Origin of the sequence: Nocardia sp. Root136, assembly GCF_001427185.1 — a bacterium.
GTDB lineage: Bacteria > Actinomycetota > Actinomycetes > Mycobacteriales > Mycobacteriaceae > Nocardia > Nocardia salmonicida.
In genome coordinates, this window is record NZ_LMFE01000001.1 from 2,633,419 (window position 1) to 2,658,020 (window position 24,602).

General features: G+C 69.1%; 9 protein-coding genes and 1 pseudogene (1 of these 10 running past the window's edge). 5 read left to right on the forward strand and 5 right to left on the reverse strand.

Features of this window, described 5'->3' with window-relative positions; translation table 11 throughout:
* Both ASD42_RS35835 and cobM read right to left on the reverse strand, forming a co-directional pair.
* Positions 1-17,751, reverse strand: a pseudogene (locus ASD42_RS35835) (non-ribosomal peptide synthase/polyketide synthase) (it extends 26,018 nt beyond the left edge of the window).
* 419 nt (positions 17,752-18,170) lie between these two features.
* Positions 18,171-18,914, reverse strand: coding sequence for a precorrin-4 C(11)-methyltransferase (gene cobM / locus ASD42_RS12120; RefSeq protein ID WP_056814110.1), 744 nt, complete (start codon positions 18,912-18,914; stop codon positions 18,171-18,173).
* A 92-nt stretch (positions 18,915-19,006) separates the two neighbouring features.
* Between cobM and ASD42_RS12125 the strand changes: the two genes are divergently transcribed.
* Both ASD42_RS12125 and ASD42_RS34355 read left to right on the forward strand, forming a co-directional pair.
* Complete coding sequence (locus tag ASD42_RS12125) at positions 19,007-19,696, forward strand: DUF3105 domain-containing protein (protein ID WP_082843560.1); 690 nt, start codon at positions 19,007-19,009, stop codon at positions 19,694-19,696.
* A 23-nt stretch (positions 19,697-19,719) separates the two neighbouring features.
* Positions 19,720-19,872: a hypothetical protein gene (locus ASD42_RS34355; RefSeq protein WP_156677430.1), complete on the forward strand. Its 153-nt coding sequence runs from the start codon at positions 19,720-19,722 to the stop codon at positions 19,870-19,872.
* On the opposite strand, the gene ASD42_RS12130 is transcribed toward ASD42_RS34355, so the two are convergent.
* Genes ASD42_RS12130 through ASD42_RS12140 form a run of 3 tightly spaced genes read right to left on the reverse strand, consistent with a single transcriptional unit; the run spans position 19,869 to position 22,150 of the window.
* Complete coding sequence (locus ASD42_RS12130) at positions 19,869-20,294, reverse strand: PPOX class F420-dependent oxidoreductase (protein WP_056814116.1); 426 nt, start codon at positions 20,292-20,294, stop codon at positions 19,869-19,871. The genes ASD42_RS34355 and ASD42_RS12130 overlap by 4 nt on opposite strands.
* Positions 20,295-20,354: 60 nt before the next feature.
* On the reverse strand, positions 20,355-20,972 hold the full coding sequence (locus ASD42_RS12135) for a LuxR C-terminal-related transcriptional regulator (protein WP_056814123.1): 618 nt from the start codon (positions 20,970-20,972) through the stop codon (positions 20,355-20,357).
* On the reverse strand, positions 20,969-22,150 hold the full coding sequence (locus ASD42_RS12140) for an ATP-binding protein (RefSeq protein ID WP_056816159.1): 1,182 nt from the start codon (positions 22,148-22,150) through the stop codon (positions 20,969-20,971). The genes ASD42_RS12135 and ASD42_RS12140 overlap by 4 nt, the downstream gene beginning before the upstream one ends.
* A gap of 130 nt (positions 22,151-22,280) precedes the next feature.
* Between ASD42_RS12140 and ASD42_RS12145 the strand changes: the two genes are divergently transcribed.
* The 3 genes from ASD42_RS12145 (at position 22,281) to ASD42_RS12155 (ending at position 24,584) form a co-directional block, all read left to right on the forward strand.
* Complete coding sequence (locus tag ASD42_RS12145) at positions 22,281-23,321, forward strand: ABC transporter permease (protein ID WP_056814127.1); 1,041 nt, start codon at positions 22,281-22,283, stop codon at positions 23,319-23,321.
* A gap of 85 nt (positions 23,322-23,406) precedes the next feature.
* Positions 23,407-24,117: an ABC transporter ATP-binding protein gene (locus ASD42_RS12150; protein ID WP_056816162.1), complete on the forward strand. Its 711-nt coding sequence runs from the start codon at positions 23,407-23,409 to the stop codon at positions 24,115-24,117.
* Between the two features lie 35 nt (positions 24,118-24,152).
* Positions 24,153-24,584, forward strand: a complete 432-nt coding sequence (locus tag ASD42_RS12155; RefSeq protein WP_056814129.1) for an NYN domain-containing protein — start codon at positions 24,153-24,155, stop codon at positions 24,582-24,584.
* Positions 24,585-24,602: the final 18 nt, after the last annotated feature.

The window sequence follows — 24,602 nt, forward strand, 5'->3', positions numbered from 1 at the left end:
GCGCGGAACCGCGACGGCAACGAGATCTTCGGCGCCGATGCCCTCGGCGATCAGCAAGCGCGCCAGCCGGTTCGAGCGTTCGTCGAGCTCGGCGTAGGAAACGCCGGCCCCTTGGAACACCACGGCGGGGCCGGTCGGGTTCTGGGCGACGGCCTCGGTCAGGAGGTTGCGCAGGGTGCGGGCGGCCACCGGCGGTTCACCGACGCGGAACACCAGATCGGACCGCTCAGCGGCATCGAGGACATCGATCGCGCCGACCGTGATCGCGGCATCGGCGGCGACGGCCTCGAGTACGCGCTGCCAGCGCACCGCGATGGCGGCGACGGTGTTCTCGTCGAACAGTTCGGTGGCGTAGTTCAGTGCCAGCGCCATCCCGCCGCTGCCTGGTTCGCCCAGTTCGGACAGGGTGAACTGCAGGTCGAAGCGCGCAACGCTCTCGTCGAGATCGAGCGCCGAGACAGCGAGCCCCGGCAGTTCGAGGGTGGTGCGATCCAGGTTCTGGAAGGCCAGCATCACCTGGAACAGCGGGTTGCGCGACTGCGAGCGCTCCGGCGCGAGCAGTTCGACCAGGCGCTCGAACGGGACGTCGGCATTGCCGTAGGCGTCGAGGTCGGCCTTGCGTGCGCGTTCGAGCAGATCGGTGAACGATTCCGCCGGGCTGACGCCGGTGCGCAGGACGAGGGTGTTGACGAACATGCCGACCAGGTCGTCGAGGGCCTGCTCGCCACGGCCCGCGATGGGGGTGCCGATGGCGATGTCGTCGGAGCCGGACAGCCGGGCCAGCAGCACCGCGAGGGCGGTGTGCATGACCATGAACAGCGACGCGCCTTGACGACGAGCGACCTCGTCGAGCTTCGCGATCAACTCGGGCGAGAGCTCACGGTGCACGGTGGCGCCGTGGTGCGAGGCGATCGCCGGGCGGGCGCGGTCGAACGGCAGGGTCAGTTCGTCGGGGACGCCGGCGAGCTGGGTCTGCCAGTAGCCGACCTGGCGCGACATCAGCGATTCGGCGTCGTCCTCGGTGCCGAGCACGGCGCGCTGCCAGATCGCGAAATCGGCGTATTGCACCGGCAGCGGCGCCCAGCCGGGGGCGGTGCCCTGGGCACGGGCGGTGTAGGCGCGCATCACGTCGCGGGTCAGCGGCGCGATGGAGAAACCGTCGGCGGCGATGTGGTGCACGACCACGACCAACACGTGCTCATCGGGAGCACCTTCGGCCGATCGGGCGACGCGGAACAACCGCGCGCGCATCGGAACCTGTTCGGCCACATCGAAACCGGTGGACACGAACTCGGTGACCGTCTCGAACAGCTCGTCGCGATCGATCGCGACGGGGCGCAGATCCAGCGAGATCCGTTCCGCGGCGACGATCTGCTGCACCGGGGTGCCGCCGTGCTCGGGGTAGCGGGTGCGCAGCGATTCGTGCCTGCGGACCAGGTCGGCGAGCGCGAGCGCCAGTGCCTCGGTGTCGAGTTCGCCGGTGAGGCGGATCGCCACGGGCAGGTTGTAGGCGGCCGAGGTGGTGTCGTACTTGTTGAGGAACCACATGCGCTGCTGGGCGAACGACAGCGGAACCAATTCGCCTTCGGCACGCTCACGGGCGACAAGCGCGGCGCGGGCGGTGCCGCCGGTGTGCGATTCCACCCGTGCGGCAAGGGCTTCCACGGTGGAGGCTTCGAACAGGGCGCGCACCGGCACCGTGGCGCCGAGCGCCGCGCCGATGCGGGCCACGACGCGGGTGGCGATCAGCGAGTTGCCGCCGAGGCCGAAGAAGTCGTCGTCGACACCGACCCGGTCCAGGCCGAGGACATCGGCGAAGACCGCGGCCACGGTTTCCTGCACCGGTGTGACGGGTGCGCGGAAGGCCCGCGCCTGCACCGCGGGGGCGGGCAGCGCGCGGCGGTCCAGCTTGCCGTTGACGGTCAGCGGGATCCACTCGAGGCGCACGAGCGCCGCGGGAACCATGTAGGCGGGCAGCTGTTCGGCCGCACCGCTGCGAATGACCTCGAGGTCGGGTTCCAGGTCGCCCTCGGCGACCACGTAGGCGACGATCCGCTGGTCACCCGGCTGATCCTCGCGCACGATCACCGCGGCCTGAGCGATACCCGGCTGCGCGAGCACAGCGGCTTCGATCTCACCGAGCTCGATACGGAAACCGCGGACCTTCACCTGATCGTCGGCGCGGCCCAGGTATTCGAGTTCGCCGAAGCGGTTCCAGCGGGCGAGGTCGCCGGAGCGGTACAGACGCGAGCCGCCCTGATTCGGCCCTGCGAGGGGGTTGGCGACGAAGCGGGTGGCGGTCAGGTCGGGGCGGCCGAGATAGCCGCGCGCCAACTGCGGTCCGGCGACATACATTTCGCCCGCGACACCCACCGGCACGGGACGCAACCGGTTGTCGAGGACGTACACGCCGAGCCCGGCGATCGCCCGGCCGACGACCGAACCCGCTGCGGCGGCAATGGTTTTCGCGTCCAGGGCACGGAACGACACGTGCACCGTGGTCTCGGTGATGCCGTACATGTTGACCAGCGTCGGCGAGCTGTCACCGTGGCGGGCGACCCAATCAGACAGACGACGCAGCTCGAGGGCCTCGCCACCGAACACGACGTAGCGCAGGGCGAGCGGTTCCAGGCCGGGTCCGGCGTTCCGGTCGGCCTCGGCCAGCTGGTAGAACGCCGACGGCGTCTGGTTGAGCACCGTCACCTGCTCCACACGCAGCAATTCCAGGAACTGCTCGGGCGAGCGCGAGGTGTAATAGTCGACGACGATCAGCGAGCCGCCGAACAGCAGCGGGCCCCACAGCTCCCACACCGAGAAGTCGAAGGCGTAGGAGTGGAACAGCGTCCACACATCGCGCGGGCCGAAGCCGAAGTCGCGGTCGGTATTGGCGAACAGCCGCACCACATTGCGGTGCGCGACCGCGACGCCCTTGGGTCGACCGGTCGAGCCGGAGGTGTAGATGACGTAGGCGACGTTGTCCGGCGAGAGCGGTGCCAGCCGGTCGGCGTCGGTGATCGTGCCGTCGTCGGCGTCTTCGATATTGCCGGTTTCCACGGCGAATCCGTCGAGCACCACCGAGGGCAGGTGCTCCGGCACCGTCACCTGGACGGTGGAATCGAGGACCACGCTGGTGGGCCGCGAGTCTTCGAGCACGTAGGCGATGCGCTCGGCCGGGTACGTCGGGTCCACCGGCACGTAACCCGCACCGGTCTTGACGACGGCCAGCAGCGCGACGACGAGATCGAGCGAGCGCGGCAGGATCACCGCGACCAGCGATTCCGGGCCCGCGCCATCGTCGATCAACCTGCGCGCCAACACATTCGCGCGACGATCGAGTTCGGCGTAGGTCAGCGACTCGACCCCGAACTTGGCGGCGATGCGGTCCGGGTAGGCGGCGGCCGCGGCGTCGAACAGGTCGACCAGGGTCGTGTGCTTGTTGCCGAACAAGCCCCGCCGGTAGCCCGCGGGGGTGCTGGCGTCGTGGATGACCGGCAGACCGATGGCGTCGGCGCCGGAGGACACCCAGCGCTGGGCGACATCGCGCTGTTCGGCCTCGCCGAGCAGGTCGATATCGCCGACGATCACGTCGGGGTTCTCGGCGACGCTGCGCAGGATGCGCACCAGCCGGTCACCGAAGGCCGCGACGGTCTCGGGGTCGAACAGATCGGTGGCGTAGTTCCACGACAGCGCGAGGGAGCCGTCGGCGGCTTCGCCCACGGTGAGCTGCACGTCGAACTTCGCTGTGCCCGGATCGAAGTCGACGACATCGAGTTCGAGACCGGGCAGTGCGATGGTGCCGGTGTCGGCGGCGGTGGCCGCCTCGAAGGTGAGCGCCACCTGGAACAGCGGGTGGTGCGCCTGCGAACGGGTGGGGCTGAGCACGTCGACGAGGCGCTCGAACGGCACATCGGCGTTGGCGAAAGCGGACAGGTCGACCTTGCGGATCTGATCCAGCAGGTCGCTGAAGCTCGCGCCGGAGTCGACCTCGCTGCGCAGCACCAGGGTATTGACGAACATGCCGACCAGGTCGTCGAGCGTGCGCTCGCCACGACCGGCGATGGGAGTGCCGATGGCGATGTCGGTGCTGTTGGACAGGCGCGCGGCCCAGGTGGCCAGTGCCGCGTGCATCACCATGAACAGGGTGACCCCGCGAGCGCGGGCGATCTCGGTGAGCGCATGGTGCAGGTGCGCGTCGATCGAGAAGCGGTGCAGGTCACCGGCATTGGTGGCGACCTCGGGACGCGGGCGGTCCGCGGGCAGTTCGAGCTGATCCGGCAGGTCACGCAGTTGCTCGGTCCAGTAGGTGAGCTGGCTCGCGGCGACCGATTCGGGATCGGACTCCTCGCCGAGGACCTCACGCTGCCACAGGGTGTAGTCGGCGTACTGGACTTCCAGCGGCGACCAGGCGGGGATCTCGCCCCGGGTGCGCTCGGTGTAGGCCACGACGACATCGCGCAGCAGCGGCCGCAGTGAGAAGCCGTCACCGCTGATGTGGTGCATCACCAATACGGCCACGTGATTACGGTCGTCGACGCGCAGCAGGCTCGCACGGAAGGGGACCTCGCGGGTCACGTCGAAGTGGACGCTCGCCAACTCGACCACACGCGCGACCACGTCGCTCGCGGCGACCGGCTGGGCGGGCAGCGCGAAACGGACCTCGTCGGCGGGCAGGACCTGCTGGTAGCCGGCGCCTTCGTCGACCGGGCCCGCGGCGACGTCGGATGCCGGGTAGAAGGTGCGCAGTGATTCGTGCCGGGCCACCACATCGGCGACGGCCGCTTCGAGCGCGGCGACGTCGAGGTCACCGGTGAGGCGGATCGCGACGGGGATGTTGTTGACCGCGGTGCGGTTGTCGAAGCGGTTGAGGAACCACATCCGCTGCTGGGCCTGCGACAGCGGCACCAACTCGGGACGCGGGCGCGGGACGAGCGGGATCCGGCCGCCACGACCGGTGTGCGTTTCCACGCGAGCTGCCAGCGCCGCGACGGTCGAGGCCTCGAACAGCGCGCGCAGCGGCACCTGGGTGTCGAGCGCCTCGGACAGCCGGGCCGCGGCCCTGGTGGCGACCAGCGAGTTGCCGCCGAGTTCGAAGAAGTCGTCGTCGAGGCCGACCTGACCGGCGCCGAGCACTTCGGCGAAGGTGGCGGCGACGATCTGCTGCACCGGGGTGACCGGCGCCTGGAAGGTGCGGGCGGCGAAGACCGGCGCGGGCAGCGCCTTGCGGTCGAGCTTGCCGGAAGCGTTGAGCGGGAACGCGTTCAGCACCACGTACGCGGCGGGCACCATGTAGACGGGCAGCTCGGTGCCGAGCGCGTCCTTGACCGCGTCGGTATCGATGGTGGCGCCGGTCTCCGGGATGACGTAGGCCACCAGCTGATCGCCGGTGTGCTCGTCGGCGCGGACCACGACCACCGACTGGGCGATCTCCGGCAGCGCGGTGAGCGCGGACTCGATCTCGCCCAGTTCGATGCGCAGACCACGCAGCTTCACCTGGAAGTCGGTGCGGCCCAGGTACTCCAGCTCGCCGTCGGCGGTCCAGGTGACGAGGTCGCCGGTGCGGTACATGCGCTCGCCGCCCGCGAACGGGTCGGCGACGAAGCGGTCCATCGTCAGGTCGGCGCGACCGACGTACCCGTGGGCCAGCTGCACGCCCGCGAGGTAGAGCTCACCCGCGACACCCACCGGAACCGGTCGCAGTCGCGAATCCAGCACGTACAGACGGGTGTTGAACACCGGGGCGCCGATCGGCACCGTCTCGGTGTCGGCGTCGGTGACCTCGTGATAGGTCACGTCGACCGCGGCTTCGGTCGGACCGTAGAGGTTGTGCAGTGCGGCGCCGGTCAATTCGCGCAGGCGCTGCGCGGTCGGCGCGGGCAGACCCTCACCGGAGGCGAACACATTGCGCAGCGAGACACACTCGGCGGCCAGCGGTTCGGTGACGAACACCGCCATCATCGACGGCACGAAGTGCACCGTGGTGACCTGTTCGGCCCCGATCAGACGGGCCAGGTAGGCCGGGTCGCGATGTCCGTCCGGCTTGGCGACGACCAGGCGCGCGCCGACCTGCAAGGGCCAGAAGAACTCCCACACCGACACGTCGAAGGTGGCGGGGGTCTTCTGCAGCACCACGTCGTCGGCGGCGAGGCCGTAGGCGGCGTGCATCCACACCAGGCGGTTGACGATCGCCGCGTGACTGACCGCGACGCCCTTCGGACGACCGGTCGAGCCGGAGGTGAAGATGACGTAGGCGGTGTTGTCCGAGCGCAGCGGGCGGTGCCGGTCGGCATCGGTGACCGGCGCGGTGGAGTGGCCGGACAGGTCGAGCTGGTCGATGCGCACCTCGCGACCGGCGGCAGCGGGCAGGCTCTCCCCGGAGGTCAGCACGCAGACCGGCTGCGCGGTCTCGAGGATGTGCTCGATGCGCTCGGTCGGGTGGTCGGGATCGAGCGGCACATACGCGCCACCGGCGGCGGACACGGCGTACATGCCGACCAGCAGGTCGATCGAGCGCCGCATGCCGAGTGCCACATACGATTCCGGGCCGACACCGGCGTCCTTGAGCCAGCGCGCCAGCTGACGCACCCGCCCGGCGAACTCGGCGTAGGACAGACTCGTCCCCTCGAACGTGAGCGCGATCGCGTCGGGGGTCCGCGCGACCTGGGCCTCGAACAGGGCGTGGAGAGTGGCAGGTTCGTCGTCGCTCGGCGTGCTCAGCGCGGCGTCGACGGCGAATTCGGTGTCGTTCCAGCGATCGAGCACCAGGGCGCGCTCGGCGGAGTCGAGCAGTTCGATGTCACCGACGGGGGCCGAGGGGTCGACCACGACGGCGGTGAGCACGCGCAGCAGTCGGGCGCCGAAGGTGGCGGCGAAGCCCGCGTCGAAAAGGTCTGTCGCGTAGACGAGTTCGGCGTCCATGTGGCTGTCGTCGTCGGCCGGGGCCTCGCTGAGCGCGAGCTGCAGATCGAACTTGGCCATGTGCTGGTCGATGCCCAGCTCGGAGACCGTGAGGCCGGGCAGTTCCAGGGTGGTGCGGCCCAGGTTCTGGAACGAGAGCATCACCTGGAACAACGGGTGCCGCGACTGCGACCGCGTCGGGTTGAGCACCTCGACGAGGCGCTCGAACGGTACGTCGGCGTGCGCGAAAGCGGCCAGGTCGTCTCCGCGGACCTGAGCGAGCAGCTCGGTGAAGCTCGCGCCCGGGTCGACCTGCGCGCGCAACACCAGGGTGTTGACGAACATGCCGACCAGATCGTCGAGCGCCTGCTGACCACGGCCCGCGACCGGCGTGCCGATGGCGATGTCGGAGGTGCCCGACAGCCGCGCCAGCAGGACGGCGAACGCGCTGTGCACCACCATGAACAGGGTGGTGCTGTGCTCGTGGGCGACCCGGTTCAGTGCCTCGACGAGCTCGCCCGGCACTTCGAAGCGGTGCGTGCCCGCCTGGTAGCTGGCCTGCGCGGGCCGCGACTTGTGGCCGAGGCGCAGTTCGTCGGGCAGGTCGGCCAGCGCGCCGCGCCAGTGCTCGAGCTGCTCGGAGATCAGCGAGGTGGGATCGGTTTCGTCGCCGAGGACTTCGCGCTGCCAGAGCGCGTAGTCGATGTACTGCACGGCCAGCGGCGGCCAGCCGGGTTCGGTGCTCGCGGTGCGGGCGACGTAGGCGGTCATCAGGTCGCGCACCAGCGGGCGCAGCGAGAAACCGTCGGCGGCGATGTGATGGACCACCATCACCAGCACGTGCTCGCGTTCGCCGAGCTCGTAGACCCGAAGGCGCACCGGCGCGTTCGCGGTGACATCGAAACCGCGGCGGGCGAACTCGTAGAGCGAGATCGCCATATCGGTCTCGTCGGCCTCGATCAGCTCGACGTCGGGGATGGAGCCCGCGGCGGCGAGGACCTTCTGGTACGCGGTGCCTTCCGCCATGGTGGCGCGCCCCGACTCGGGGGCCACGTACACGGGGTAGACCGTGCGCAGGGTCTCGTGGCGGGCGATCACGTCGGCGACCGCGCCGCGCAGGGCGGGCAGGTCGAGCAGGCCCTGCAGGCGGACCGCCACCGGAATGTTGTAGGTGCCGGTGTCGGCGACGTCGAAGCGGTTGAGGAACCACATGCGCTGCTGCGCGAGCGACAGCGGCGGGTGCTCGGGACGCGGACGGGCGGTGAGCTCGGCGCGCAGACCCGAACCCGCGTGCGATTCCACGCGCGCGGCCAACGCGCCGACGGTGGGCGCCTCGAACAGCGTGCGCACGCCGACCTCGGCGTTGAGCGCCTTGCTCAGGCGGGCCGCGACCTGGGTGGCGACCAGGGAGTTGCCGCCGAGGGCGAAGAAGTCGTCGTCCACGCCGACGCGCTCGGCGCCGAGCAGGTCGGCGAAGATCTCGGCGACGATCTCCTCGATCGGGGTCGAGGGCGCGCGGAACACCTTCGCCTCGAACACGGGCGCGGGCAACGCTTTTCGGTCGAGCTTGCCGGAGGCGTTGAGCGGGAAGGCATCGAGCACGACCAGGGCCGAGGGCACCATGTAGGTGGGCAGCTCGGCGGTGACGCCCGCCTTCACGGTGGCCACGTCGACGGTCGTTCCCGCTTCGGGCACCAGGTAACCGACGAGCTGGTCACCGGCGTGCGCGTCGGAGCGCACGACCACGACCGACTGCGCCACGCCCGGCTGGGCCAGCAGGGTCGCCTCGATCTCGCCGAGTTCGATGCGCAGACCACGCAGCTTCACCTGGAAGTCGGTGCGGCCCAGGTAGTTCAGCTCGCCGTAGGAGAGCCCGTCGCCGGCGGACACCGCGGTCCAGGTGACGAGGTCACCGGTGCGGTACATCCGCGAGCCTGCCGCGCCGTACGGGTTGGCGACGAAACGGTCAGCCGTCAGGTCGGCCCGGTTGAGATAGCCCACGGCCAGCTGATCGCCCGCGAGATAGAGCTCACCCGCGACACCGGGGGCCACGGGGTGCAGCCGCGAATCCAGCACGAACACCCTGGTGTTCCACACCGGGCGACCGATCGGCACCGACTCCACATCGGCGTCGACGACCTCGTGATAGGTGACGTCGACCGCGGCCTCGGTGGGGCCGTACAGGTTGTGCAGGCGGGCGCCGGTGAGCTCGCGCAGCCGCTGCGCGGTGGGCGCGGGCAGCGCCTCACCGGAGGCGAACACCTGACGCAGGCGCACCGCGTCACCGTTGCCGTTGCTGCCGAGGGTCGAGACGAACACCGACAGCATCGAGGGCACGAAGTGCGCGGTGGTGATGTGGCGCTCGGCGATGATCTGGGCCAGGTACACCGGGTCGCGGTGGCCGTCGGGCTTGGCGACGACCAGGCGGGCGCCGGTCTGTAAGGGCCAGAAGAACTCCCACACCGACACGTCGAAGGTGGCCGGGGTCTTCTGCAGCACGGCGTCGGCGGCATCGATCGGGTACTCGTGCTGCATCCACAGCAGCCGGTTGACGATCGCCGCATGGTCGACCGCGACGCCCTTGGGGCGACCGGTCGAGCCGGAGGTGAAGATCACGTAGGCGGTGTTGGTGGCCCGAAGCGGCTGCACGCGTTCGGCATCGGTGATCGGGGCGCCGCTGAAATCGGCGGGCGAGAAGATGTTCTCGACCACGTGCACGGTGACGCCGTCGGCCTCGAACGAGTCGCGACGGCTGGTGAGCACCAGGCGCGGCCGCGCGGTCTCGATGATGTGGCCGATACGGTCGGCGGGCTGATCGGGATCGAGCGGCACGTAGGCGGCGCCGGTCTGCAGCACCGCGTACATGGCGACGACCAGCTCGGTGGAGCGCCGGATCGCCAGTGCCACATGGTCACCGGGGCCGACGCCGTCGGCGATCAGGCGGCGGGCGATGCGGTTGGCCCGCTCCTGGAGCTCGCGGTAGGACAGCTCTTCCTGCTCGAAGACCAGGGCGACGGCGTCCGGGGTCCGCTCGACCTGCGCGTCGAACAGCGACACCAGCGTGCCCTGCGGGACCGCGTGCGCGGTGTCGTTCCAGTCGACGAGAACCTGCGCGTGCTCCTCGGGCGCGAGCAGATCGATGTCGCCGACGAACACCTCGGGATCGGCGACGATCGCGGCGAAGATGTTGTCGAGCCTGCGCGCGAACGCGGCGATCGTCGATTCCTCGAAAAGGTCGAGCGCGTAGGAGAACTCGGCCGCCATGCCGCCGGCTTCGCCGTCGGAGTCCTGCACCTCGGTGAGCGTGAGCTGCAGGTCGAACTTGGCCAGCTGTGGGTCGTAATCGATGCCGCTGACCGCGAGGCCGGGCAGCTGGAGCGAGGCCTGCTTGTTGTTCTGGAACGACAGCATCACCTGGAACAGCGGGTGGCGCGCCTGCGAACGGGCCGGGTTGAGCACCTCGACGAGCCGCTCGAACGGCACGTCGGCGTGCGCGAAGGCCTGCAGGTCGGTCTCGCGGGCCTGGTCGAGCAGGGTCGCGAACGGGGTGGCGCCCTCGACCTGCGAGCGCAGCACCAGGGTGTTGACGAACATGCCGACCAGGTCGTCGAGGGCCTGATCACCACGGCCCGCGACGGGGGTGCCGATCGCGATATCGCTGGTGCCGCTGGCGCGGGCGAGCAGCACGGCCAACGCGCTGTGCATGACCATGAACAGCGAGGCGTTGTAGCGGCGGCCCAATTCGACCAGGGCGCGCTGGGTTTCGCTCGCGATCACGAAGCTGTACGTGCCACCCCGGTAGGAGGCGGCCGGCGGGCGCGGATGATCGGCCGGGAGGACAAGCTCGTCGGGTAGGTCGGCGAGTTCCTTTGCCCAGTAGGCGATCTCGGAGGAGATCAGCGACTGCGGATCGTCCTCGGAACCGAGCACCTCACGCTGCCAGAGCGCGTAATCGGCGTACTGGACCGGCAATTCGGCCCAGGTCGGCGCTTCCCACGAGGTGCGGGCCGCGTACGCCATGATCACATCGCGCGAGAGCGGCGCCATCGACCAACCGTCGGCGGAGATGTGGTGCACCACCATGCCGAGCACGTACTCGGACTCGGACACCTCGAAAAGCCGTGCGTGCAGCGGTACTTCGCTGGTCACGTCGAACGCCATCGACGCCAGGTCGATCAGGTGATCGATGAGGTTGTCCTCGGTGACCCGGTACGGGGTGAGGTCGGGGACGATCTGCGCGGCGTCCAGGACCACCTGCACGGGGCCGGTGCCGGAGTCGGGGAACACGGTGCGCAGCGACTCGTGCCGGTCGATGACGTCGATGACCGCGACCTGCAATGCGGCCACGTCGAGATCACCGGAGAGCCGGATCGCGACGGGGATGTTGTTGACCGCCGAGGCGGTGTCGAAGCGGTTGAGGAACCACATGCGCTGCTGTGCCAGCGACAGCGGCACCCGGTCGGGGCGCTCGCGGGCGACCAGCGCCTTGCGCGCGCCGTCACCGGCCTGGGACTCCACCCGGGCGGCCAGCGCCGCCACCGTGGGAGCCTCGAACAGCATGCGGACCGGGACACGGGTGTCGAGGGCGATACCGATGCGGGAGGCGACCTGGGTGGCGATCAGCGAGTTGCCGCCCAGCTCGAAGAAGTCGTCCTCGACGCCGACGCGGCCCAGTTCGAGCACGTCGGCGAAGATCTGCGCGACGATCTGCTCGATCGGGGTGGTCGGGGCACGGAACTCGCGCACCTCGAACACCGGCGCGGGCAGCGCGCGACGGTCGAGCTTGCCGTTGACCGTCAGCGGGATCGCGGCGAGCACCATGACCGACGAGGGCACCATGTACGCGGGCAGGCGCTGCGCGACGTGGTCGGTCAGTTCGGCGATCTCGATCGACGTGCCGGGCACCGCGACGACATAGGACACCAGCGAGGTGCTGCCGCCCTTGTTCTTGTGGCCGATGCTGACCGCGAAATCGACGGTCTCGTGCGAGGCGAGCGCGGAGTCGATCTCGCCCAGTTCGATACGGAAACCGCGGACCTTCACCTGGAAGTCGGAGCGGCCGACGTATTCCACATTGCGATCGGCGGTCCAGCGCACCACGTCACCGGTGCGGTACATCCGCGCGCCGGGGGCGTAGGGATTGGCGACGAATCGGTCGGCGGTCAGCGAGGCGCGCGCGTGGTAGCCACGGGCCATACCGACGCCGCCGATGTAGAGCTCACCCGCGACGCCCACCGGCACGGGGCGAAGGCGGTCGTCGAGGATCAGGGTGTGCACGCCGCGGATGGGTCCGCCGATGACGACCCGCTCCCCCGGGATCAGCCCTTCGCTGAGGTTGGACGCGATGGTGGTCTCGGTGGGGCCGTAGACATTGCCCAGCATGCGGCGCGAACCGTCGGGCAGGCGCACCGCCCACTTGGCGACCAGCTCCGGCGGCACCGCTTCGCCACCGGCGGCGAGCACCCGCAGGTGATCGAGGCCGCGCGCGTCGAAGGTGGCCAGCGCGGCGGGGGTCACGAAGGCGTGGGTGACCTGTTCGGTGATGAGGATGTCGCGCAGTTCCTCACCGCCGTAGACGCCCGGCGGGACGACGACGAGGGTGCCGCCGCGACCGATCGCGAGCAGCAGTTCCAGCACTGAGGCGTCGAACGAGGGCGAGGCGAAATGCAGTGCGCGCGTGTTCGAGTCGAGCGAGTAGAGGTCGATCTGCTCAGCGCAGAAGTTGGCGACGCTGGCATGGGTCACCACGACGCCCTTGGGCACACCGGTGGAGCCGGAGGTGTAGATCAGGTACGCGGGCTGCGCGGGATCGGTCGGGCGGACCAGTTCGCGCGGGGCCAGCGGGGCATCGGAGATGTAGTCGAGGTCGAGGTCGTCGACCACCAGCCAGCTCACCGAATCGGGCAGCTCGCCTGCTTCCCCGGTGACCGTGATACCCACGGACACACCGGCATCGGCGATCATGTGGGCGATGCGATCGGCCGGGTAGTTCGGGTCGACGGGCACGAACGCGGCGCCGGTCTTGGCGACCGACCACACCGCCAGCACCGACTCCAGCGAACGCGGCACGGCCACGGCCACGAAGTCCTCGGCGCCGAGACCCTGCTGGATCAGCAAGCGCGCCAACTGGTTCGAGCGCCGATCGAGTTCGCCGTAGGAGACAGCTGTCCCCTCGAACACCACGGCGGTGGATTCGGTGTCGCGGGCGGCCTGGGCGATGAGCTGCGGCAGGGTGCGCGCCACCGCGGCGGTGGCGCCGAAGCGAGTGACCAGGTCGGTGCGTTCGGCGGCGTCGAGCACATCGATCGCGCCGACGGTGACGGCCGGGTCGGCCAGGATCGCGTCGAGCACGCGGCGCCAGCGCAGCAGCAGCTCTTCGACGGTCGACTGGTCGAACAGGTCGATGGCGTAGGTGAGCACGCCGGTCATGCCCGACAGCGAGCCGGTGCCGGTGTGTTCCTCGGTCAGCGTCCACTGCAGGTCGAACTTGGCCATGTCGACCTCGACCTCGTCGGCCGTGACCGTGAGACCGGGCAGCTCGAGTGTGCCGTGCGACATCTCCTGGAACGACAGCACCACCTGGAACAGCGGGTGCCGGGCCTGCGAGCGCGACGGGTTGAGCACGTCGACGAGCCGCTCGAACGGCACGTCGGAGTTGGCGAACGCGCTCAGGTCGGTTTCGCGTGTGCGGGCGAGGAATTCGGTGAACGGCTGGGTGGGGTCGACGTCGGAACGCAACACCAGGGTGTTGACGAACATGCCGATCAGGTCGTCCAGCGCCTGCTCACCACGGCCGGCGATCGGGGTGCCGACGGCGATGTCGGTGGTGCCCGACAAACGCGCGAGCAGCACCGCCAGGGAGGCGTGCACCACCATGAACAGGGTGACGCCGTTGGCGCGGGCCACGGCGGCGAGCTGTTCGTGGGTGTCGGCGTCGATCTCGAAACCGACGCGCGCGCCACGGAAGCTCTGCTGCTGTGGGCGCGGGCGGTCGCTGGGCAGGTCGAGCTGGTCGGGCAGGCCCTCGAGCGCGCGCTGCCAGTAGTCGAGCTGACGCGCGGCCATCGAGGTCGGGTCGGACTCGGCGCCGAGCAGATCGTGCTGCCACTGGGTGTAGTCGCGGTACTGGACCGGCAGCGGCAGCCAGGCCGGGGCCTCGCCCGCGGCACGGGCCAGGTAGGCGGTGGCGACGTCGCGGGCCAGCGGGCCGAAGGAGAAGCCGTCGGCCGCGATGTGGTGGACGACGAAGGCCACCGCGTATTCCGGTGTGCCGTTGGTCGTTCCGCCGACCACCTTGAAGATCTGCACGCGGATGGGCAGTTCCAGGGTGACGTCGAATCCGGTGGAGGCGAAGTCGATCAGTTCCTCGCGCAGGCGCGACTGGTCGATCGGGGTCACCGCGATGCCGAGATCGAAGTCGTCGGCGCCGAGCACCTGCTGGAAGCCGCCGTCGGCGTCGGGGAAGATCGTGCGCAGCGATTCCTGGCGCACCACAACATCATTGAGCGCGGCGATCAGGGCGTCGACATCGACGCGACCCTTCATCTGCACCACGAAGGGCAGGTTGTAGGTGGGCGCGGTGGGGTCGAACTGGTTGATGAACCACATCCGCTGCTGGGCCAGCGACAGCGGGACCTGCTCGGGATGGGGCTGCGCGACCAGCGGCGGACGCGCGACGGAAACATCGGCGGGCGTAGCGGATTCGGCCCGCGAGGCGAGTCCGGCCACGGTCGGGGTCTCGAACAGCGCGCGTACACCGAGCTGGATGCCGAACGCGGCGCCGACGCGGGCGACGACCTGGGTGGCGACCAGCGAGTTGCCACCGAGTTCGAAGAAGTTGTCATCGGCGCCGACCCGAACCTGGCTCAGCACGTCGGCGAAGATGCCGGCCACGATCTGTTCGGCCGGGGTGCGCGGTGCGCGGAAATCGCCTGCGGCGGCGGTGAAGACGGGCTCTGGCAGGGCCTTGCGGTCGAGCTTGCCCGAGGTGTTGAGCGGGAATGCGTCGAGCACCATGATCGACGCGGGCACCATGTAAGCGGGCAGCTTCTCGGACACGAAGCGGGTCAGCGTCGCCGGGTCGGCGGACTGGCCCGGCGCGGGCACGATGTAGGCCACGAGCTGCTGACCGGTCGCGGTGTCGACCACGAGGACCGCGGCCTGGCTGACGCTCGGGTGCGCGAGCAGGTCGGTTTCGATCTCACCGAGCTCGATGCGCTGACCACGGAACTTCACCTGGAAGTCGGTGCGGCCGATGTATTCCAGCACGCCGTCGGCGTTCCAGCGCACCAGGTCACCGGTGCGGTACATGCGCTCGCCGGGGGCCCCGACGGGGTTGGCGACGAAGCGATCCGAGGTCAGGTCGGGGCGGCCGCGGTAGCAGCGGGCCAGCTGACGACCGGCCAGATACAGCTCGCCCGGCGCGCCGATCGCGGCCGGTCGCAGCCGCGAATCCAGTACGTAGACTTCGACATTCCACTCGGGGATACCGATCGGCACCTGGGTGGTGTCGGCTTCGGTGGCCTCCCAGTAGGTGACCGAGACCGCTGCCTCGGTGGGGCCGTAGAGGTTGTGCAGGCCGGCGTCGGAGATCGCGCGCAGACCCGCGGCGGTCTCGGGCGGCAGTGCTTCACCGATGACGAAAACCGCACGCAGCGTGGCACATTGGGCCTGCGTCGCGTGGGAGACGAACACCGTGAGCATGGACGGGACGAAGTCCGTCACGGTGACGCCGTGGCGTTCGATCATGTCCGCGACGTAGAGCGGGTCGCGGTGGCCGTCGGGGCTCGCGATGACCAGTTTCGCGCCGACCATCAGCGGCAGGAAGTAGCCCCACAGCGACACGTCGAAGGTGGTCGCGGTCTTCTGCAGGTAGACGTCGTCGGCGGTCAACCGGTACTCGTCGAGCATCCACAGCTCTTGGTTGACGATCGCGTGGTGGGTGACCGCGACGCCCTTGGGGCGACCGGTGGAACCCGAGGTGTAGATGACGTAGGCCGTGTTGTCCGGGCGCAGCGGGGACAGGCGGTCGGCATCGGTGACAGGTGTGGCGTCGAAACCGGTCGTGTCGAGTCGATCGATCTCGACGCGGGCGACGGTATCGGGCAGGTCGAGGTCGTCGCCGGTGGTCGTCAGGACGCAGACCGGTGCCGCGGACTCGAGGATGTAGGCGGTGCGGTCGGCCGGATGATCCGGGTCGATCGGCACGTACGCGCCACCGGCCCGCAGCACGGCGTGCATGCCGATGACCAGGTCGAGCGAACGGCGCATACCGAGCGCGACGAGGGATTCCGGGCCGACGCCGTCGGCGATCAGGAAGCGGGCCAGCCGGTTCACCTTCGCGCCGAATTCGGCGTAGGTGAGGGTTTCGCCGTCGAAATCGAGGGCGATGTTGTCCGGGGTGAGCGGGATCTGCGCGTCGAGCAGCGCGGGCAGCGTGGTGGCGGGGACCTCGTGGGCCGCGTCGTTCCACTCCGTGAGCGAGCGTTCCAGCTCGGCCGTGCCGGTGACCGGCAGCTTCCACACCGGCAGCTCGGCGTCGGCGGCCAGGAACCGGTCGAAGAACTCGAGGAACCTGCCGTGATGGGTCTGCGCGTCGGCGGCCGAGTACAGGTTCGGGTTGGTCTCGAAATCGATGTGGGAGCGGGTGCCACCGTGCGACTGATAGAAGTTGACGCCCAGGTCCTCGATGCTGCCCGTGGACAGCACGTTGAGCGTGCCCTCCATGCCACCGAAGCTCAGGTGGTTGTCGAACAACATGATGTTGACCCACGGGCCGAAGAACTCCGTGGAGACCATGCCGTCGCCCGCCGAATCACGGCGGATGTCCTCGTGGCGGTAGCGCTGGTGGCGCAGGGCGCCGGAGACCTCGGTGGTCACCGAACGCAGCAGCTGCGCGACGGTGGTGTCGTGGCCCACACGCAGGCGCAGCGGGACGATGTTGGAGGTAACGCCGCCGGAGCGACGCATCACCGCGGTGGTGCGAGCGGTGACCGGGAGACTGAGGATCACGTCCTCGGTGCCGGTGATCTGGGCCAGATACGCCGCGAAACCCGCGATCAGCAGCGGTGCGGCGGTGCTGTCGTGGCGGGCGATCGCCGCGGTGAGCAGCTCGTCCCGAGCCGTGCTCAGCGCCGCGCTGGTGATGTCGTTGACCGGCGAGGGCGGGGCCGAGCGGCCGGTGAGGCTGCTGCCCTCTTCCAGACCCGCTACGCGCTGGGCCCAGTGTTGTTTGTCGGACTGGAAACGGGTGCTGTCGCGGTAGACGAGCTCGGACTCGTAGAGCGCGCGCAGGTCGGTGGCCTTGTTCGGCGGAGCCGGGGTGCCGGTCACCTCGGCGGTATAGAGCTCCGCCGTGCGGTTGACGAAGTTGTTGGCGCCGAAACCGTCGAGCACGATGTGGTGGACGCGGGCATACCAGTACCAGCGATCATCGCTGAGCTGCAGCGCGGCGGCCTGGACGAGGCGGTCTTCGACGATGTCGAGCGGGCGGCTGTACTCGGCGCGCATCCACGCGGCGGCGGCCGCTTCGGGGTCGGACTCGCCACGCAGATCGACATAGATCAGCGTCGCGTCCTGGGTGGGGTCGATGGTCTGCATCGGCTCACCGTCGACCTCGACGATGCGCAACCAGCCCGATTCGAGGTCGGTGGCCGCGTCGGCGCTCGCGCGCTCGAGCACGGCGACATCGAGGCGTCCGCGCAGGTCGACGTACTGGGCGATATTGATCGGCACCTGTGGGTCGACGTGCTGCGCGTACCAGATACCCAGCTGTGCGGGCGAGAGCGGGAAGTACTCCGAGGAGCCTCCACGTCCGTCACCAGTTTCGCCGTTTCCGCCGAAATCCAGCCGGTCCAACCCAAACCTCGCTTCCGGAACACCCAATCAGGCGCTCCCCGACGACACCGGAACGCGAGCGCCCACCTAACTACCAGCGTGGCGCCCGCGTCTCGGGTTCAGTTCTCGAATCAATCAGGCAAAATGTCCATTGGCACTATCTGTCGCCCGGGTCGGTCTCGTTACACAGCCGAGACCATGCACCTGACCGTCCGGCCGCCAGCGCCGGTCTACTCGTCGCAAACCATCGCACCAATCTACCGGTGTGGCCGCCCCGCAACCAACCACCTCCATAGCTCGCAAACATCGTCCCTGGTGAAGCCACCGCCCCACGTTTGCTGACGCTTGTCCGCGTTCTCACATCCCAGCCCGATCACCGGTGCACCGCAGGAACTGAGTGATGGCTCACACCGATCGGTCTGCTGTCGTGGCAGCGGGTGTTACCGGGTCCTGGCGGGGTCGTAGAGGTGCGACTGGGCGCAGTCGATGGCGGTGGACAGCGCGCGCCCGACCAGGATCACCGCGGCTTGACGCAGGCCCGCGCCCTCCACCTGATCGGCGATGTCGGCGAGCGTGCCGCGCAGGACGAGTTGTTCGGGTTGGCTGGCGCGATAGACGACGGCGACCGGGCAGTCCGCACCATATTCGGCGACCAGTTCCTCGGCCAGCACCCTGATCCGGGTGATGGCGAGATGCAGGACGAGGGTCGCGCCGGTGGCGGCGAAGTTCCCCAGGGCCTCGCCCGCCGGCATCGCGGTGGAGCGGGCCTGGGTCCTGGTGAGTACGACCGACTGGACGACCTCGGGGACGGTCAGTTCGGTCCCTAGGGCCGCCGCGGCGGCCGCGTAGGCGGGGACGCCCGGGGTGATGTCCCACGGCACGTTGTGGGCATCGAGCCTGCGGGTCTGCTCGGTGAGGGCCGAGTAGAGGGAGGGATCGCCCGAGCACAGCCGCGCCACGTCACGACCCGCCTCGGTGGCGCGCACGAGATGGTCGATGATCTGGTCCAGGTTCAGGTGCTGGGTGTCGATCATTTCGGTGTCGGGTGCGCAGTGCGCGAGGACCTCGGGATCGAGGTAGGTGCCCGCGTAGAGGCAGACCGGACTGTCGCGTAGGAGCTCGACCGCTCGCACCGTGAGCAGGTCGGCGGCGCCGGGGCCTGCCCCGATGAAGTGCACAGTCATAGTCGGGAGTCTAGAAGTGCCCCCGAGACCGGGAGACAAGTAGGTTCTGTGTCGGATGGCAAGCGGCGGCGACGAGGAAACGGGGGTCCGCGATGCGGGTTTCGAGTAGGTCCGGTGGGGTGCGCGGCGCGGGCGCTTGCGCGGTGGTGGTCGTGGCCGCCACGCTGGCGACGGGGTGCTCAGCCGAGAAGATCGTCGGCAAGGCCACTGCTACCGCGGACAGCTTCGCCCCGTCCTCGGACAATCGTGACCCCTCGCTCCAGATCCCCGGCGTCGTCGTCACCGAGATCGCGCCGGGGCAGCAGCATGTGCGCCCGAACCAGCGAGTGGCCTATCCGTCGATTCCCCCGGTGGGCGGACCGCATGACGCGCAATGGGCGGCTTGCACCGGTGTCGTCTATGCGAAGGCCCTACGCACCGAGAACGCGGTGCACTCGCTGGAGCACGGCGCGGTATGGATCGCCTACGACCCCGCGAAGGTGAGCCCGCAGGACCAGGCGGTGTTGAGCGCGAAGGTGACCGACAGGCAGTACACCCTGATGTCGCCCATCCCCGACATGGACCACCCGATCTCGTTGCAGTCGTGGGGCCATCAGCTCACCCTCGACGATGCCACCGACGAACGCATCGACCAGTTCATCGTGGCCCTCCGCGAAAACCCTTACACCACCCCGGAAGTCGGCGCGACCTGCTCGTCTCCCCTCTTCGACCGCACCGATCCCCCACCGTACGACCCGACCCCGCCGGGCCCCGACGCGGTTCCGATGTCGGGCATTCGGTAGTCGGACGAGAGCGGAGGACGACCATGGGGGTGGTGTTCCTGGCGATGCTCACCCGCGCCGCGCACGGATGGAATATGACTGCCCTCGGCGAATATTCGAAAGGCGCGACCGTGCGAAAAATGGTCGATCCGGGCAAACAGTTCGTGCTGTCTACTCGCGAGTCAGCGACGGCCTAACCGGTCATATCGAACTGCGCGATGATCTTGGTCGGCCGAACCCGGACCACGAGCTCACCGGCCACCCCATTGCGCTTGCCGAACTCCTCCGCCTTGTCCGGCCCCATGTACCGGGCGGCGATGTCGGTGGCCGTGCGCACCAGCTCATCGAGGTCTTCGGACAGCGTGACCGTCCCCTGCACCTCGACCAGCCCATACGGCGGTTCCTCGAGATCGACGCACACCGCGACGCGGGGATCACGCGCGAAAGCCCGCCCCTTGGCCGAGTTCTTACCCGTATTGAAAACCAGCTCGTCACCTTCGACGATGAACCACACCGGAGTCACCAACGGACGCCCATCGGCGGCAGCGAACGCCACCTTGCCCGTTCGCGTTCCGTGGGAAAGAAATTCGAGCACCTTGGGATCAGACAGAGAGGCCATGCACTCAGGGTAAACGCAGCGCTGGAGGTGGCGGCGAAGGTGAAAGGTGCATGTCGACGGTCAGATCGCACCGCTTTGTCTAGCGGTCGCGACGGCGGAGGTTCGGGACTTGACGCCCAGTTTGGCGTAGATGTGGACGAGGTGGGACTTCACTGTTGTCTCGCTGAGGAACAGTTGTTTGGCGATGTCGCGGTTGGACAGGCCCGCGGCTACCAGGCGGAGGACTTCTACTTCGCGGGGGCTCAGGGTGGTGTCGGCTCGGCGGACTCTGGTCATCAGGCGGGAGGCGACTGTTGGGGAGAGGACGCTTTCGCCCGCTGCGGCGGCGCGGACGGCGGCGAGGAGTTCGGTGGGTGGGGTGTCCTTGAGGAGGTAGCCGACGGCGCCTGCTTCGATGGCGCCGAGGATGTCGGCGTCGGTGTCGTAATTGGTGACGACGAGGACGTTCGGTGGGGTGGGGAGGGCGCGCAGGTCGGCGGTGGCGGAAGCGCCGGAGCGGCCCTCGCCGAAACGCAGGTCCATGAGGACGAGGTCGACGGGGGTGGCGGCGCAAAAGGCCACTGCCGCGTCGGCATCCGCGACATCGCCGACGACGGTGATGTCGGCGGCGGCGTCGAGGAGCGCGCGAAGACCCGCGCGGACGATGGCGTGGTCGTCGGCGAGGAGAAGGCGGATCATGAGGCGGATCCGAGCGGGAAGGACACCGTCACGGCGGTATGGCCGGGTTCGGATTCGACGGTCATCGCACCGCCCTGTTGCTCGACGCGACTGCGCATGGCGGCGAGGCCGAACGCGCCGGATCGAGGGTGGCGCAACATATCCGGGTCGATCCCGATCCCGTCGTCGACGATGTCCAAGTGCGCGTCGGTGTCGCCGTAGGTGAGGGTGACCCGCATGCGCGCGGCCTGCGCGTGCTGGACCACATTGGCCACCGCGCTCTGCGCGATCCGCACCAGGGCCGCCTCGACCGGCATCGGCAGTCGTTCCGGTTCACCCTCGACGAGCAGCTGCGTGGACAGTGTCGGCGACTGCGCGCGAAGGCAAATACGTTCCAGCGCTTCGGCGAGCGATTGTCCGTCCAGCGCGGCGGGCGACAATTCGTCGATGAGCCTTCGGGTTTCGGCCAGATCTTCGGCGGCGGTCTCGCGTGCGAGCCGAATACGATCCAGCGCAGGATGATCCGGTGCGGCCTGCTCGGCGGCGTGCAGGAGTAGTTGGATGCTGCTCAGCCCCTGGGCGACGGTGTCGTGGATTTCCTTGGCCAGGCGTTCGCGCTCGGCGAGCTTGCCCGCTGTTCGTTCCTGTTCCGCGAGAATCGCTCTGGTGCCGATCAATTCGTCGATCAACCGCTCCCGATCGACCGCCTCACGATGCAGGGCCTGATAGCCGAGCCCGATCCCGATCGCCACCAACGCGCCGAGCACCGGCCCCACCACCGCGCCCGCGGACCAACCACGATGCGCCGCGAACCCGAGTACACCGACCGCCGTCGCCGAGACCACCGCGACCAGACTCCACGGCCGTGGCAGCAGGTGCAGGTAGACGAAGAACAGCCCGAACGCGAGGTAGACCGCATCAGGAGTGAGCGCGAGCAAGACCAGCCACAACACGGTCAACGCCGCCAGCCACACCCACACCGCTCCATCGGGAACCGTCCGCGAACGCGAGCGAGGAAACTCGGTCCCCGCGAAATAGACCAGCAACCACACCACCGTCAGCGCGACCACCGCGATACCGTGACCGCCGCCGTCGGGCAGCAACGCACGCACCGCGACCACCACCGCCAGCACCGTCACCAGCACATGCAGGCCGAGGCGCAGAGTGGTGACCACCGGGGTCAGGGGGGACGAGTGCACGTCGACCAGCTTATGTGCGGCAACCACACGGGCATCCATCGAAAGATGTAAACGCCGCCAGACCTTGGATGGACGGCGTTTCGTGCGCCGGTGCGATGGCGTCGGCAGACGAGATCGACAGAGTGGAGTCATGTTCGTCGCACTCCGAGATCTCCGAGCCGCCCGTGGCCGCTTCCTGCTCATCACCACCGTCGTGCTGTTGGTGGCGGTGCTGGTGAGCTTCCTCAGCGGTCTCACCGCCGGGCTCGCGCACCAGAACATCTCCGCGGTCCAGGGCATCGACGCCGACCAGGTGGTTTTCGCCGAGACCGGGGCCGATCCGTCCTTCGACTCGTCGGTGCTCACCGAGCAGCAGATCTCGCAGTGGCAATCTGCGGACGCGACCCCGATCGGCATCTCACGCACGAGGGCCGAGCACGCCGGCGCCAGCCCGACGCAGGTCGCGTTGTTCGGCGGCGACCCGTCGGCGTTCAGCAATCGCCCTGCTACCGCCCCCGGCGCCGTGGTGCTGAGTTCGGCGGCGGCTCGTGAGCTGTCGGCGGGTACCGGTGACGTCGTGCTGCTGGCGGGCCACGAGTTCACCGTCGCCGACGTCGCCGGTGACGAGTGGTACAGCCATACCCCCGTGATCTGGACGAGCATGCAGGACTGGCAGGCAGCCAGCCCGCGCGCCGGTGCCGCGACCGTGCTCGCGGTGACCGGCGATGTCCCCGGCGGCCTCGACGCCGAAGCCGGAACGCACTCGCTGCCCGCCGAGGATGCCGTCCAGGCGATCGGCTCCTACCAGGCCGAGAACAGTTCACTCACCCTGATGACCGTGCTGCTGTTCGCCATCTCGGCGCTGGTGATCGGGGCCTTCTTCACGGTCTGGACCGTGCAGCGCCAACCCGACATCGCCACCTTGAAGGCGCTCGGCGCGACCACCGGCTCATTGGTTCGCGATGCCCTCGCCCAAGCCGCGATCGTCCTGACCGCGGGCGTCACGGCGGGCCTGGCGATCACCGCCCTCGCCTCCCTGTTCCTCGGCGAGGCAATGCCTTTCGTGCTCAGTCCCGCGACGACCCTGGTCCCCGCGCTGGCCTTGATCGTCCTCGGCCTCGTCGGCGCCGCTGTCGCCCTGCGCTTCCTGTTCACCACCGACCCGCTGACCGCGCTCGGCGCGACCCGCTGACGAACCCATGACGACCGTCGCCCGCACCGACGCCGCAGTCGCGCCGCCGATCCGGTGCACCACGCGACCAACCGAAGGATCCACCGTGGCAATCACTCTCACCGACGTAACCCTCACCTACCCTGATGGCGCCGACCGTCTCACCGCCCTCGACCGAGTGAACATGCACGTCCCCGGCGGGACCATCGCCGCGGTGACCGGCGCGTCCGGCTCAGGAAAGTCGAGCCTGCTCGCCGTCGCCGCGACCCTGATCCGGCCCGACTCGGGCACGGTTGTGCTCGAAACAGATTCGGCCACTATCGATCTGGCCGAGCTGAGCCGCCGAGCGGCCGCCACGGCTCGCCGGACCTCGATGGGCATCGTCTTCCAGCAACCGAATCTCATCCCGTCGCTCACCGCCGTCGAGCAGCTGGAAGTGACCGCCCACCTCGGCGGACCGAAGCGAGCTTCGCGTAGTGAAACCAATTCCCGCGCAAAGGAACTACTCGAAGCGGTAGGGCTGACCGAACAGGCTCACAAACGTCCCGCCCAGCTCTCCGGCGGCCAACGCCAGCGCGTCAACATCGCCCGAGCCCTGATGAACGACCCCGCCCTGCTCGTGGTCGACGAACCAACCAGCGCGCTGGATTCCGAACGCGGCGCCGCGATCATCGCCCTGATCACCACCATCGCCCGCGAACACCGCGCCGCCACCATCCTGGTCACCCATGACCCGACCCACCTGCACCGCATGGACGCGGTCTACCGCATGACCGACGGCCGCCTCACCGACGTCGACGTGGTCGCGCCCGCCTGACGCCTGACCGTTCCGCCACCGGGCAGACTGGGCCCATGAGCGATCCGAGGCATCTCATCGTGGTGGATGCGGCCAATGTCATCGGCTCGCGCCCCAACGGTTGGTGGAAGGACCGCGCGGGTGCCGCGCGCAGGCTTCTCTCCGACCTGGCGAACCTGATAACCCGCCTGCCCGAGACCACCGCGGTCACCGTCGTCCTCGAAGGCGCGGCCAAAGCCGCCGCCGACGGCGCCGAACCCTCCGCGCCGCGGCTGAAGGTGGTCCTCGCCGACCGGTCGGGTGACGACAAGATCGTCGACGTGGTCGCCGAGCCCGATTCCCACGAAAAGATCACCGTCGTCACCGCCGACCGCGAACTCCGCACCAGAGTCGAAGCCCATGGCGCCGAAACCGTCGGCCCCGGCTGGCTCTGGAACCAGATCGAAGCTTCACCCGCTTCGGGTGAGGACAGGACCGAGTCGGGCTGACAGGCTGACTTCGCTCCT

Coding starts and splice junctions, on each gene's coding strand:
- ASD42_RS12145 (WP_056814127.1), top strand. CDS start 22,281: ATGTTCGTCGCACTCCGAGATCTCCGAGCCGCCCGTGGCCGCTTCCTG.
- ASD42_RS12125 (WP_082843560.1), top strand. CDS start 19,007: ATGCGGGTTTCGAGTAGGTCCGGTGGGGTGCGCGGCGCGGGCGCTTGC.
- ASD42_RS12130 (WP_056814116.1), bottom strand. CDS start 20,294: ATGGCCTCTCTGTCTGATCCCAAGGTGCTCGAATTTCTTTCCCACGGA.
- ASD42_RS12155 (WP_056814129.1), top strand. CDS start 24,153: ATGAGCGATCCGAGGCATCTCATCGTGGTGGATGCGGCCAATGTCATC.
- ASD42_RS34355 (WP_156677430.1), top strand. CDS start 19,720: ATGGGGGTGGTGTTCCTGGCGATGCTCACCCGCGCCGCGCACGGATGG.
- ASD42_RS12135 (WP_056814123.1), bottom strand. CDS start 20,972: ATGATCCGCCTTCTCCTCGCCGACGACCACGCCATCGTCCGCGCGGGT.
- cobM (WP_056814110.1), bottom strand. CDS start 18,914: ATGACTGTGCACTTCATCGGGGCAGGCCCCGGCGCCGCCGACCTGCTC.